The sequence below is a fragment of the Pseudomonas sp. ABC1 genome, assembly GCF_013395055.1.
Taxonomy (GTDB): Bacteria; Pseudomonadota; Gammaproteobacteria; order Pseudomonadales; family Pseudomonadaceae; genus Stutzerimonas.
This window is the reverse complement of sequence record NZ_CP058349.1, coordinates 539,728-551,892: the sequence shown is the minus strand read 5'-3', so window position 1 is coordinate 551,892 and position 12,165 is coordinate 539,728. Positions and strand designations below refer to the sequence as shown.

The window sequence follows — 12,165 nt, the reverse complement described above, 5'->3', positions numbered from 1 at the left end:
GTCATTGCTCTATCGCAGTAGCAGAGATCAGCGCCGGGTAGTAGCGCAGTCCCAGCCGTTCGGCCAGTTCGTCGCCTGCCACCGGAGCCAGAGGCACGCACGGTGCCAGTGCACGCAGTTGCTCCAGCGCCTGCATGGTTTCGACGTTGACTACCAGGCCGACCGCACCGCGTTCGCGCAACGAGGCTGCACGGCCCTGCAGCCAGGCGCGTGACAAGTCGTCGTCGCCCACAATGACGAATGGCCGCAGGCCCGGTGCCTCAATCACGCGCCGCGCGACGATGCCGGGCGTGAGCTTGGCGCTGCGCACCGGCAGCATCGCAGCTTCGTCCGCTGGAGTGACGGGAAGCTGGGGTGTTGGGATGGGCGAACGTGCTGGCGCATCACCGCTCGGCTGGAGATGGAGGGCTTCGTAGTACGGCAGCGCCGACGCACCGCCGAGGTCTTCGACCACGATCAGCGGACTACTGGCATGAACGGCCAGCGGCAGACCTGCCATCAGCACAAGCGTACCCTTCACCGTGAGGTGTGCCAGATGGGATCGAATCATGGGGAGGTCTCCTGATGCGCGGGAAGTCCCGCAGCGGTTGAGCGTGCGCCTTGCACACGGGCCAGGTGACGAGACACGCTGCGCCGATAGCGCGCGGCAGGTTCGCCGCCTGCGGGGCGGTGGTAGCGGCCAATTGCGAGCAGCCAGTCCTCACCCGGACTGTGTTGCTCCTTGAGAATGTCGGCAGCGATGGCGAGGTTGCGGTATGGGTCGAACAGATCGCAGGCGTTGGTGTAGCGCTGCTTGTGGTATCCGAGGTTGATCTGCCCCAGGCCTACGTCAATGCGCGTGTGCGGCGTGGACCGCATCGCCTGCTGTAAGCCGGCGCAGGCGTCGGTACGGGTGGCGTAGCGGCGCGACTGGCCCGCGACGTTGAGCGACCAGGGCCACGGCACGATGCGCCCATTGCGCCGAATACCGCTCTCCTGCAAAGCCACTGCATAAAGGACAAGCGACGGAATGTCCGCTCGCTGCGCGGCGAGTTGATAGGCCGGAGGCGGAACCTCCTGCGCATTGGCGACGCAGGCGTACAAGCCAATGGCAAGCACCAGGGCACGCAGGCGTGTGGTCATGGTTGACGCTGCCATTGGCCTTGTACCTCATGCACGGCTGCAGGCAGGTCGCCGGGCAGGCCAAGTGACAGCCAGCGCCCGCCGTCATGGTTGAGCGTGATGCTGCCGCTGCGTACACGCGCTGGGTCGATGTTTGCTCGCTTGGCCCAGTCGCGGATACGCGCGTCGTCCTGACGGCTGCCGACCATATACAGGTCAAACTCAGCGCCCGATGATTGCAGCCGCTGCACAAGTTGGCCGCAGGCCACGCAACCGTCCTTCACAAACACTGCTGTGCGCCCGTTGCCACGCATAGCCGCAGCGCTTGGGCCGTCATCTAGTGAGTTCACACGCTGCATTCCGGGGTTCAGGCGCTGCCAGGCCTCGTCGTAGGCCCGCTGATAGGCCAGCAACTTCTCCACGCGGCGCGCTTCAGCCTGCACTTGAAGCTCGGCATAACGCCGCCGCTCGTCATCCGTGCGGGCCTCGATGCCGAGTGCCGATAAGGGGTCCAAATTGGGCGAGTAGTTGCCCAATGGGCCCTCCATCAATTCCCGGTAGCGTGCCCATTCCTGGGGTTTCAGCCCCCATTCGCTGGCGGTCCGGTCGTCCAGCGTGCGGGCGGCCAGCGGGCGCTCCTGGCTCTGTGCATTGCGCGCCGAGGCTGTGGAGGGCTGCTGCGCCCAGGCGGGCCACTGCACCGACGCCAACATGAGGGCGGAAAGAAGGATCAAGGGCTTCATGGGGTGTGCTCTGGTCAGGGAATTGCCACGCGGCGCGTCTGGTCGCCGGCCTGGAACACTGCGGTGTCGCCATCGATCGCCCGCAAGCGCCATGGGCCGACCGCATCACCGGGCAACAGCACATAAAGCTCGTTGGGCGTGACATCCCCGATGGCCGGCGCGACAGACACGCTGCGCTCGCCCGCGCGCAGCTCGGTGCCGACGATGCGGAACGGCAGCGGCGACGGCTCGGCCTTGGAGGCGGTGACCGGGCGTGATGCGCGCGGCTGGGTGGGTGTTGCGGCGCGGGCGGCTGCTTGGCGCGTCTTGATCTGCTCGATCTCCGCGCGCAGTGCCTGAAGGTCATCGGCGGCGGCAAAGCCGCTCAGCGATTTCTCGAGCTGGACGGCGTGTACTTCCAGGATTTGGCGGGTGTCCTTGAGGTCAGCGGCTGTTGCTGCGGCCGGGCGCTGCTGGATGACTTCGACGGTCTCGGCCAGGTTCGCCGCCTGCGCTTCCAGGCGTTGCATGCGGGAATCAATCTGCTTCTGGTAGGTTTGGTCGCTGTTAGCCTGGTGGTCCAGGATCACGAAGACGCTGAGGCCAATCAACCAGAGCCACATCAGGCTCCGCACCATCACGGCGGCGGTTGATCGCTGTGCGGGTTGCGGGGTGCTCATGGCTGGCCTCCTGAAATTGAAGGCACAAGCGGGAATGTCTGTACCGCTCCGTCGATCAGTGGCTCAGTGGCGGCTTTGGCACCTACGCCGTCGTCGGGCCGCTCGAAGCAAATCTGCCGTGCGCGGTCATCCGCATGAAGTTCCCAGGCCGGGCCAGCCAGCGTGAGCAACGCATCGCGCAAGGTCATGGGGCCGAGGTTCAGGTGTGCTGCCGGCAATGGCAGCGCGTACAGTTCGATTACGGCATGCGCGGTCTGGCACAGGCCGTAGCCGCTGCGTTTGAGTACGTGCCGCAGTCCATCCCCGACAGTGGCGCGGGCATCCTCGGGCATGGACACTTCGATGCTCTGCAACAGCAGGTCGCGCTGCGCCGCCATGGGGGCCAGTTCAACCAGAGTGTAGCGGGCGTAGCGCACGACCGGGATGTACTCGGGCGTCTTGGGTTCGGGCGCGGCCGAGACTTCCTCGATGGCATCAGGTGCGGGCGGCGCGGTCGTCGTCGCGCAGCCGCCAGCCAGCACAGACCAGAGCAGGCCGAGGACTCCCGCCAGCAGGCGGCGTTCGGGTTGGTGAAACCAAGGTGGAGAGAAGTACATAAGCTCAGGCGTCCTGAAACATTGAGCCCTCACCATCGCCGCTAAGGCCAAGGGGAGCAGCAAACAATGCGAACCACGCTATGTCCGATTTGCCGGCAGGGGTCTAGTCGAACAAAATCGGCCAAGAGGGTCCGAAACAGATAGGCTCGGTCGCAGTCGGCGGATGGAGGCGGGCCGCTTGACTGCTACAATTTGTTAAAACACCAGAGGACGGGAGCGTAAATGAGGGTTTCTCGAGTCAGGCTGATCAATTTCGCCAATTTCTCGGATGTCGATGTCGAAACGGGGGAAAGCATCGTCATCGTTGGAGAGAACAAGGTTGGCAAGAGCAATTTCATTCGCGGCCTGCAGTTGATCCTCGATCCGGGTTTGTCTGAGCGAGATCGACAGCTGGGGCTTGAATATTTCTGGGACGGACTTGGCGAAGACAAGGTTGGCGCGACCATTGAAGTCTCTGTGGATCTAACGGACTTCACAGACGATCCCCGGTTGATGGCCCACCTCAACGACTGCGTGATTAATCCTGGCCCTCCTATGGTGGCCCGACTCACCTATCGCTTCCAGCCTAAAGCGGGACTGGGGCGGGCCCCAGAATCGCTGAAAGACTATGAGTACATAATCTTCGGTGGTGACGATCCCGATATGCTCATTGGTGGCGCACTTCGCCGAATGTTGCCAATAGATGTTCAGGCAGCGCTGCGCGACGCTGAAAAGGACCTTGCGAGCTGGCGCAATTCGCCATTGAGGCCGCTCATTGAGGATCTCGCAGCGTCCCTGGATGATGATGCCCGCGAGCAGATCCAGAATCAGGTCGATGAAGCACAGCGAGAGCTGGCCGGTCATGAGGAAGTGGTAGCGACAGCGGAGCGAATCAGCGAACGATTGATCGCTATCGCCGGTGGGCAGCATGCCGTCCCGGTATCGCTAGGACTTGCACCTACGCGAGTCGATGCGTTGTTGCGTAGCCTTCGGCTGCTCATCGACAACGGTGTTCGTGGTGTCGGCGATGCCAGCCTAGGAACGGCGAATCTGATATTCCTGGCCTTGAAGAGCCTCGAACTCGACCGCCTCGTCTCCGAGGGGGAGCGCGACCATACATTCTTCGTCGTCGAGGAGCCTGAAGCGCACCTGCATCCGCATGTGCAGCGTCTTGTCTATCGCTACTTCCTCGGCACAACAGCGGAAGATGAGGACGAAGTCCCTCCGCTGACGACAATTCTCACTACTCACTCACCGCATATCGCAAGCGTTGGACCGATTAGGTCCATCGTTCTCCTGCGCCATAACGCAGTGGACGGAAAAACCATCGCGGTTTCGACCGCAAACGCACCTTTCACACAGAGGGATGAAGACGACCTCCAGCGCTACATCGACGTCACTCGCGGAGAAATATTTTTTTCCCGGGGGGTAATTCTGGTTGAAGGGGACGCCGAGCGCTTCATCATCCCCGCGTTCGCCGAGGCCCTTGGGATTTCTTTCGACATACTTGGAATCACTGTGTGCTCGGTCGGGGGGACTAACTTCACTCCTTATGTGAAGCTTTTAGGTCCTAAAGGGCTAAATATTCCACATGTAGTTTTGACAGATCTCGACCCGGTCAATGGCAAACCTCCACTAGCCCGCAGGCGACTAATTAATCTGCTGAACGAGGTCGATGAAGAGTATGGCTACGATGATGACCTGAATATAGATGATGTGCTCAAGTACGCTGCGGAGTTTGGATATTTCGTCAACGAGAGCACGCTGGAATCCGACCTGTTTGCCGCTGGAATGGCCGAAGCGATGAAGACGGTAATCGAGGAGGAGTTGCCGCTGAGGCAAGTCACCCGGGACGCATTGAAAGAATGGGTCGATGATCCGGATCAGGTCGATGAAGACCGGCTACTGAAGTTGATTGAACGGATTGGCAAGGGGAGATTTGCACAGGCACTTGCGCCGTCGGTGTCTGAGGACGTTTGCCCGGCCTACATTCGCTCTGCGCTGGAGCATATCCACGATGCCGTCTCGTAACGTCGGTACAGCCTACCTGGCTCAGGCTGCCGAGTTGGCTGGAAATCCAGGGCAGTTGGCAGCTTACAACTCTCAAGGACACTGTGTGGTACTCGCCGGTCCCGGGAGCGGTAAGACCAAGACACTCGTCCTAAAGCTCGCCCGCGTCCTAGCCGAAGATGTCGAGTCCCCTCGTGGCGTTGCGTGCATCACTTATAGCCAGGAGTGCGCTCGTGAACTCGCTCGCCGAATTGAAAGCTTGGGACTTCATCAGGCACCTAATCTTTTCATTGGTACGGTCCATGGGTTCTGTCTGCGGCATCTCTTGATGCCGTATGGACGCTTGGCCGGCCTGCCCATATCCTTCCCGCTTTCGGTGGCAACTCAACGGGTCAGTGATCGGTTGTTGAAGCAAACTGGAGACGCGCTTTTCGGCCAGAACCATCCCTACAAGGTCATTGACCTTGGGCGGCATCGCCGTTCCGTCCTCAATCGAAATAGCGTCGCTTGGCGTAGCGAGGAGGAACTCGCTGCCTGGGCCGAGGCCTACGAGGCCGCTCTGCGCGACGAGGGGCTGATTGACTACGATGACATGGTCGTCTTCGGCCAGCGTTTGATCGCCGAGCACAACTGGGTACTACCTCTGGTTCAGGCAAAATTTCCCGTGCTCGCGGTGGATGAGTATCAGGATTTAGGCGTGGCATTGCATCGCATCGTCAAACGCCTTGCCTTCGACGGTGGTGTCCGACTTTTCGCAGTCGGTGATGCGGATCAGTCGATATATGGTTTTACTGGAGCTGATGGTGCCTTGCTCATGGAACTGGCGGCGCGCAGAGACATTGAGGCTGTCCGGCTTCAGTTGAATTACCGCTCTGGTACACGAATTGTGACTGCTTCGGAAATGGCGCTTGGAGAAGCCCGAGGCTATCAAGCGAGCGATCCCGTGCGGCAAACGACTATCGAATTTGTCCTGCGCCCAGGTGGAATGGCGGACCAAGCTACACACGCGGTCGCGCAGATCATCCCCGCAGCATTGGCTTCCAAACAAGGACGAACGCTGGGTGATATCGCAATCTTGTACAAAGACTACCGCGCGGGCGATATCGTCTCCGAAGCTGTGACAGCCGGCGGTTTCGATTACATCCGCGTGGACACTGCAGCGCCTTACCGCAAAGTTTCCTTGACGAGTTGGGTGGAAGATTGCGCGGCGTGGTGCGCGGGTGGCTGGCGTGTCGGACGCCCACAATTGCGCGGACTGATCGACCGCTATCTCGCATTTCACCGAACGAGTTTGGACGATGCACAAGCTAGGCGCCAGGGACAAGAGCTAACCGCTTTGCTATGGGAGTTGCGCGCTGACCAACAACCCGCGCGTGATTTTGTCGCTTCGCTGCGTAACGGCATCGTTGACCGTCTGTTGGCTGCTGAATTAGCACTTGCCGATCAGAAGGAACAACTGGATCGCATGACGGCAGCACTCGCCGAAGGCGGCGCACTGGCTACGCTGGACATGACGAGTTTGGGCGGCCGGGATGGTTCGCCTGATCACCTGAATCTCCTGACACTCCACTCTGCAAAAGGCTGCGAATACGACGTAGTCATCATGGTCGGTCTCGACCTCGGAAATCTACCGTGGCGCAACGAGAGTCCTGAGAAGTTGCGCGAAAGCCGCCGGCTGTTCTATGTGGGACTCACACGTGCTCGCGACGAGGTCCACATGTTGTATTCGGGCTTCGTTGATGGCCGCTATGGCCCCATGCGCCTTGGGCGCTCGCCATTCCTTGATGAACTAGAGGGGCGAATGCGCGCCGCTGGCATTTGAGTGTGAACCAAGGAACTGGAGTGCTGGTCGAGCAACGCCACAGTCGAACTACATGTTTGCAGCCAAGCGATTGGCTGCGAGACGTTCGCGCGAGAGTCTGGCGGCGTTATGCATCGAGTCTAGGTTATCGATACACCATAGACCGTTGATGCAAAGAAAGCGCTCACTAAGCACTGCCTCAAGTAAGTTTGGAAGGGTTGCAGTGAAGAAACCGGCGCCCTTAACCGCTGGGGCAGGATCTAGCTCAAGCATCGCGACTGGCAGGTCAGAAAGACACGGGCCGAAGTGGCCGACCGGAGGGAACTTGCCGCCGAACTCGGTGCGCAGACGCTCCTTTCCCATGCTCTTGGTGATAGTGCTGTATCGCTCCTGCCGCAGCAACCAAAGAGACTTGATGCCCGCCTCGCGGTACCGCTCCTGGCGTTTACGGTAGTCGCGGAGCGACTGATACGATCTTTGGATCTCGACAGCCAACTTAACCCCATTGCGCTCACCCCAGATATCAGCCTGCCAGCGGCCTGCGTTACCCGAACCCGGCATTTCAACCGAGGCACGGCATCCTAGATCTTCGAGCACGCTGCGCACAAGTATCTTTGCTGCCAGGTGCCATTGGCTTTCTTCGGAAGTACTGCACGCACCTCCTAGATGCGCGAAGAAGGGGTACCCATTGGCACTAACCTTGGGAATCGCTGGAGCGTTGCAGCACGGCATCAGTAGATCACCCACGCGGTACACCCGTTGCAACTCCTCCCACTGCGCCTGAGACATACGCAGTGCGTTGGCTGCACCAGTGCCATCTGCATATGCTGCTTCGATCACCATAGCCATAGTGCCTCCTTGAATCTCGGTATTGTCCAATCAGTTTAGCGCTCCCCAGCGATTGGGGCGGGGCGGTGATCGAATCCTCAACTAAAAAAAATGCCGGCCCCTGAGAGGATGCCGGCAGACAAAGGATTACGCTGTTACCAGTTGCCGGGCCAATGCGACCTCGACGGAATCACCGTCCGGGTTAAGCACATCCAGCCCGGATTCGGGTACGTCGCCTGATGTGCTTTGGGACACGAGGATCTTCTTGGCCATCAATGCGAGGCACGCCATCTGCGAAGAGGCGGCATATCCCAAGTAGATGACCTTCACGGCGAGCTTCTGACCGATCCGCCACGAGCGGCGCGCGGCCTGCTGCAGCGTGTATACGTTCCAGCCCGATTGGAGAAAAACAATCGTCGGGAATTCGAGCAGGTCCAACCCGGTCTTGACGAGCTCGGGGTTCGTAATGAGCACGTCGATGCCCCGTTCGATCTGCTCGGCAATCCAGTCCTCTCGCTGGCTGGCATCGACGCTTGCGCGCAGCACCGCCACCCGGAAGCCTTCCTGCTCCAGCAGCATCTTCAGCCGACTCGTGGTATCCCGCGTGCCGGTGTAGACCGAATACACCAGGGTCTTACGACCCGCTTCCTTCTCCTGGCGGCAGATGTTGATCAGTTCACGCTCCTTGGGCATCACCTGCAGCTCGTTGAACTGAGCCGGGGTGAATGCCAACACCTCGCGCGTGCGCGGATGGCGGACCGTCTCTGCCCTGAAGCAGCAGTCGGGCCACGCCAGCAGCGTGTTGAGAACCACGCCCAACAAGGTGGTGTCCCGCTTGCGCAGAGCCTTCTTGAGCTGTTGCGTGAGGCTGGAAGCCAGCTTCTGATACGCCTCGCCTTGCTCGGCGCTCATCGCCACGTCCCGGAACTCCTCGTCATACGGCGGCAGTACGCCACCGATGTCTCGCAGCTTCAGGAAGATGGTGTACGGCAGGATGCAGCGCAGCACGCCCTTGGGGCCGAAGCCCGGAGCCTTGACCGTTCTGACCGTGACCTTGCTGCCCTTGGCCGTCTTGTGGGCCGGACCATCGGATTCGGAATAGATGTCCTTGAGAACACCGTGGTCCCTCATGAAAGCCATCGCGGCGGCGTTCATGCTGCCGTTGCGACTGGGGACGTAGCCGTCTTCGATCATGCGGCCCGGAAGCGCGCGGAACAGCAGGTGGAAAAGATCCTCGGCGTATCCGCCCATCAACGTTCCCGTCAGCGAGATCGTCTTGCGGACCTTGGATGCGATGACACCCATGGCCTGGCCTTGCGCTGAGCCCCCCGTCTTGTACTCATGCGCCTCGTCTGCGATCAAAAGGTCGAACGTGCTGCGCGGCAGATACCTCTTCACATACTCTGAGGGCTGATATCCACCTTCACCAAAGCCGAACTCCATGTTCGCCATGGCCCGCTCCATGCGGTGCGCCTGACGATCCGAGAAAACCAGCTTCCCGCTCGCATCCATCAGATTGATGAAGTTGTGCAGGTTGTCGCCGAGCATCGAAGCGAGGAAGCTGTCACCGAAGGTTTTCATCAAGCGTTGCGCGGTGGCTTCGCCGATGGTCGGAATGCGCTTTAAGGCACGCAGCACGGCCGAGGACTGATCGCTGCCGGACAGTGACCGCGGGCGCATCAGCGTCCACAGAGCACAGCTGCAGCCGTTGCACTTGCGGCGGAACTCTTCCGCCTCCAGTTCCTGAACACTGATCGGCTCGCCGTCGAGATTGGTGATGACCTCCCCGCAGTGCGGGCAGCATCCCACGTCACCATGACGGGTGCGCTTGCGCGCGAAGGCGGGCTTCCAATGGAAGCCCATCCGCATGCGGACGCGACCGAGGATGAAGAACTCTTGGGCCGCAGAAGGTACGCCAAGCTGCTCGCGCAACTTGATGAGCTTGAGCAGCGTGTCCGGGCCGTTGAGCACCCAGACCTTCGCGCCCGCGACGGTTTCGAGAATTTCACGGCGCCACTTGTAGACCAGGTGTGGCGGGCTGAGAACGAGCGTGCGGCGATAGCCTTCGGCATGCAGGACCGCGGCCAGCGCAATGCCGATCGTGGTCTTCCCGGTCCCCATCTCGCCGTTGACGAAGACAGCCCGCTCGCCCTGGTTGACTAGCAGTTCCGAGGCCGCATGCACGACCTCGGCCTGGGCGGGGAACAACTGGCGTTTCAGGCCAGCCAGCACCAGTTGGCGGTGCGGGCGTGGCGTGCCGCTGTAGACGGGCGGGTTGGCCCGGTTGAGAGAGTCCAGCAATTCGTCGCCGAACTCGGAAACGAAGTCCTGAAGGCTCAGGGACAGCTCGGGCGACTCCTGTTCGAGCAGGTCGTCGTCCAGGGACGAAGGATCTACGGCTGGGGCCGCTTCGATGACTTGTGTGTTCATGATGATGCTCCAAAAAAACGGGGCATGCACCACTCCCCAAGGGGCGGTGACATGCCCCAGGTGGGAAGGAAAGACCGGCTGGATTCGGTATCTGGCCGGTGATGAGGAAAATCAGTACTCGCTGGGCAGCAACACCGTCGTGACGCTGCGATCCCATTCGGTGATGACCCAGACCTTCAGGCTCGGGCCGATCTCGTAGGTAGAAAACAGGCGGTTCTCGCCAACTGCAGTGCGGCATCGTTCTGACGCCGGTCGTTATCGGAGAGGTCTCCCCAGTCGGCGGACAGATGCCGCAGCAGATAGGGACGCGGATTGAGCTGGCCTTGTTGAACCAGACTGGCGATGCCCGAGGTCATGACGACCTGGCCGGGGTTGAACCTTGGAAAAGCGTGTTGCGCAGAGGTGGACATGGAGAATGCTCCTTCAAAAAAAGGGGCACTTCTCCCCATCGGGGCGAAGTGCCCCGGTGGGTGGATAAGCAGTTTTTTCAGATACTGATTTGCTCGTCGAGTAGCTTGACAAGCGTCAGGTCGCGATGCTCATCGGTCGTAACGGATACCGTCAAACGTGGTGTGATGATGTAGCGCGAGAAGAGGATGCCTTCCTGGGAAAGCGCATCTTCATTCGAGCGTCGTTCGGACTCTCCGATGCTGCCCCAGTCGCCACGGATATGCCGTTGCACCAGATCAATGGGATCGAGCAACCCGTGGTCATCCAGCCAGCGTACTTTCTCGCTGAGCTTGATTGCACCGACGGAAAACCGAGGTGTCTTCTGGCTGTGGATGGGCTTGTTGGATAGCAATTTCTTGAACATTGAAATACTCCTTGGAGCGTGCGTGGACGGCAATCCGTCCTGTGGATCAGTGGATGGTCAGAACCTGGCCCAGCGTGGCCGAGTCAGGGGTGAGGTCCCAGGCCCGAATCACCGGAACGAATTTGTCGGTAAGGATTCGGGTCTCGGCCAAGGTGCCGTCATCGCGCTCGCGGTATTCCACGGCGGAAGACTTCTGCTTGAACGTGTCACCCTTGACGGCCAAGGTGCGGCCGTTAGGGGACTGCACGACACCGGAGATCGCGCCGGCCGCGAGGGCCAGAGCCAGGTGCCATTGGGACAAGGCGCGTGCCGGAGCACGCAAGGTCTGCTGCGTCGCACCCAGATGGGTCTCGAACGCGGGCCACAAACCCTTCAGGCGCCGCACTTCGTCGGCGAACTGCTCGGGCTCCATGCTGATCCGGTAGAAATGCTCCGGTTCAGCCTGGGACATGGGGACCACATACGGCAGCAACGTCCACTCGGGCGGCAGCTCGTCCGCCTCTAGTTCGCCCTGGCCGATTTGCAACAGACGGGCGCGGGAGGCTTTCACGTCATCGCCCGCCTGCTCACGCTGGCGGACACGACGGCCGAAGATCACGATCTGCTTGAACTGCTTGTCCACGGCCTGAAACACGGACAGGTCCGTGAAATGCCGTGTCAGCCAGCCGACCATCTCCTGATCCAGCACGTGGAACGGGATGATGAAGACCAGGATGCCGCCGTACTGCAACAGGGGCAGCGTGCGCTGGTAGAAGAGTTTTTCCAGCCGCCCACGGCCCTTGCCTTCGTAGCCCAGGTTGCCGTTGGCATCCCTTGCGAGATCGCCATACGGTGGGTTGAGCCACAAGAGGCCGAAGGCCTGCCGCGAGATCATGGTGTCCATGAGGTCGCTGTGAATGCAGTGATCGACCAGCAATCGGGCATGGTTGGCCCGTTCCTGGTCGAATTCGACCGCGTAGGCGCTGGCCTGCTCCGGCCCGAGGGCATGGGCGGCTTCGGCAATGGCGACGCCTTCGCCGGCGCAGGGATCACAAATGCACATCAGCCCATCGCTGGGCGCCAGTGCGTTGAGAGTTCTTTCTAGGGTGGCTTCGTCAGTTGGGTAGTACCCATTTTTCGCAAAATTCCTGGCGAGCCTGGGGAACATCAATGCCATGGAAATCTCCTGGTTGGCGGGGATAAAACACGGAAGCACGCCAAGGCG

At 60.7% G+C, this 12,165-nt stretch carries 11 protein-coding genes and 1 pseudogene; 2 read left to right on the top strand and 10 right to left on the bottom strand.

The features are described from left to right. Window position 1: 1 nt before the first annotated feature. Genes HW090_RS02245 through HW090_RS02225 form a run of 5 tightly spaced genes read right to left on the bottom strand, consistent with a single transcriptional unit; the run spans window position 2 to window position 3,099 of the window. Window positions 2-550 (bottom strand): integrating conjugative element protein, encoded by a 549-nt coding sequence (locus HW090_RS02245; RefSeq protein ID WP_179111950.1) that lies wholly within the window; start codon window positions 548-550, stop codon window positions 2-4. Then, entirely contained in the window at window positions 547-1,137 is a 591-nt protein-coding gene (locus HW090_RS02240) for a transglycosylase SLT domain-containing protein (protein ID WP_179111949.1), read from the bottom strand. Before HW090_RS02240 ends, HW090_RS02245 begins: the two co-directional genes overlap by 4 nt. Then, window positions 1,119-1,844 (bottom strand): TIGR03759 family integrating conjugative element protein, encoded by a 726-nt coding sequence (locus tag HW090_RS02235; RefSeq protein WP_179111948.1) that lies wholly within the window; start codon window positions 1,842-1,844, stop codon window positions 1,119-1,121. Before HW090_RS02235 ends, HW090_RS02240 begins: the two co-directional genes overlap by 19 nt. 14 nt (window positions 1,845-1,858) lie before the next feature. Continuing rightward, a complete protein-coding gene (locus HW090_RS02230; protein WP_179111947.1) occupies window positions 1,859-2,503 on the bottom strand; it encodes a hypothetical protein in 645 nt (214 codons plus the stop codon). Further along, on the bottom strand, window positions 2,500-3,099 hold the full coding sequence (locus HW090_RS02225; RefSeq protein WP_179111946.1) for a PilL N-terminal domain-containing protein: 600 nt from the start codon (window positions 3,097-3,099) through the stop codon (window positions 2,500-2,502). The genes HW090_RS02230 and HW090_RS02225 overlap by 4 nt, the downstream gene beginning before the upstream one ends. A gap of 222 nt (window positions 3,100-3,321) precedes the next feature. On the opposite strand from HW090_RS02225, the gene HW090_RS02220 reads away from it, so the two are divergent. Both HW090_RS02220 and HW090_RS02215 read left to right on the top strand, forming a co-directional pair. After that, a complete protein-coding gene (locus HW090_RS02220; protein ID WP_179111945.1) occupies window positions 3,322-5,109 on the top strand; it encodes an ATP-dependent endonuclease in 1,788 nt (595 codons plus the stop codon). Then, window positions 5,096-6,910, top strand: a complete 1,815-nt coding sequence (locus tag HW090_RS02215) for an ATP-dependent helicase (protein WP_179111944.1) — start codon at window positions 5,096-5,098, stop codon at window positions 6,908-6,910. Before HW090_RS02220 ends, HW090_RS02215 begins: the two co-directional genes overlap by 14 nt. Window positions 6,911-6,958: 48 nt before the next feature. Here the strand turns inward: HW090_RS02215 and HW090_RS02210 are convergent, their stop codons facing one another. The 5 genes and pseudogenes from HW090_RS02210 to HW090_RS02190 all read right to left on the bottom strand — a co-directional run bounded on the left by HW090_RS02210 (window position 6,959) and on the right by HW090_RS02190 (window position 12,117). Further along, the gene (locus tag HW090_RS02210) at window positions 6,959-7,738 is read right to left on the bottom strand and encodes a competence protein CoiA (RefSeq protein ID WP_179111943.1); all 780 of its coding nucleotides are present in this window, start codon (window positions 7,736-7,738) and stop codon (window positions 6,959-6,961) included. Between the two features lie 126 nt (window positions 7,739-7,864). Continuing rightward, window positions 7,865-10,147: a helicase-related protein gene (locus HW090_RS02205; RefSeq protein WP_179111942.1), complete on the bottom strand. Its 2,283-nt coding sequence runs from the start codon at window positions 10,145-10,147 to the stop codon at window positions 7,865-7,867. Between the two features lie 111 nt (window positions 10,148-10,258). Beyond that, window positions 10,259-10,557, bottom strand: a pseudogene (locus tag HW090_RS02200) (hypothetical protein). Window positions 10,558-10,634: 77 nt separating this feature from the next. Then, on the bottom strand, window positions 10,635-10,961 hold the full coding sequence (locus HW090_RS02195; protein WP_179111941.1) for a methyltransferase: 327 nt from the start codon (window positions 10,959-10,961) through the stop codon (window positions 10,635-10,637). A 46-nt stretch (window positions 10,962-11,007) separates the two neighbouring features. Beyond that, entirely contained in the window at window positions 11,008-12,117 is a 1,110-nt protein-coding gene (locus HW090_RS02190; protein WP_179111940.1) for a DUF6094 domain-containing protein, read from the bottom strand. Window positions 12,118-12,165: the final 48 nt, after the last annotated feature.

What these genes read in the sequence shown, in the direction of transcription:
- HW090_RS02245 (WP_179111950.1), bottom strand. Translation starts at nt 550, where the DNA reads ATGATTCGATCCCATCTGGCACACCTCACGGTGAAGGGTACGCTTGTG.
- HW090_RS02240 (WP_179111949.1), bottom strand. Translation starts at nt 1,137, where the DNA reads ATGGCAGCGTCAACCATGACCACACGCCTGCGTGCCCTGGTGCTTGCC.
- HW090_RS02235 (WP_179111948.1), bottom strand. Translation starts at nt 1,844, where the DNA reads ATGAAGCCCTTGATCCTTCTTTCCGCCCTCATGTTGGCGTCGGTGCAG.
- HW090_RS02230 (WP_179111947.1), bottom strand. Translation starts at nt 2,503, where the DNA reads ATGAGCACCCCGCAACCCGCACAGCGATCAACCGCCGCCGTGATGGTG.
- HW090_RS02225 (WP_179111946.1), bottom strand. Translation starts at nt 3,099, where the DNA reads ATGTACTTCTCTCCACCTTGGTTTCACCAACCCGAACGCCGCCTGCTG.
- HW090_RS02220 (WP_179111945.1), top strand. Translation starts at nt 3,322, where the DNA reads ATGAGGGTTTCTCGAGTCAGGCTGATCAATTTCGCCAATTTCTCGGAT.
- HW090_RS02215 (WP_179111944.1), top strand. Translation starts at nt 5,096, where the DNA reads ATGCCGTCTCGTAACGTCGGTACAGCCTACCTGGCTCAGGCTGCCGAG.
- HW090_RS02210 (WP_179111943.1), bottom strand. Translation starts at nt 7,738, where the DNA reads ATGGCTATGGTGATCGAAGCAGCATATGCAGATGGCACTGGTGCAGCC.
- HW090_RS02205 (WP_179111942.1), bottom strand. Translation starts at nt 10,147, where the DNA reads ATGAACACACAAGTCATCGAAGCGGCCCCAGCCGTAGATCCTTCGTCC.
- HW090_RS02195 (WP_179111941.1), bottom strand. Translation starts at nt 10,961, where the DNA reads ATGTTCAAGAAATTGCTATCCAACAAGCCCATCCACAGCCAGAAGACA.
- HW090_RS02190 (WP_179111940.1), bottom strand. Translation starts at nt 12,117, where the DNA reads ATGGCATTGATGTTCCCCAGGCTCGCCAGGAATTTTGCGAAAAATGGG.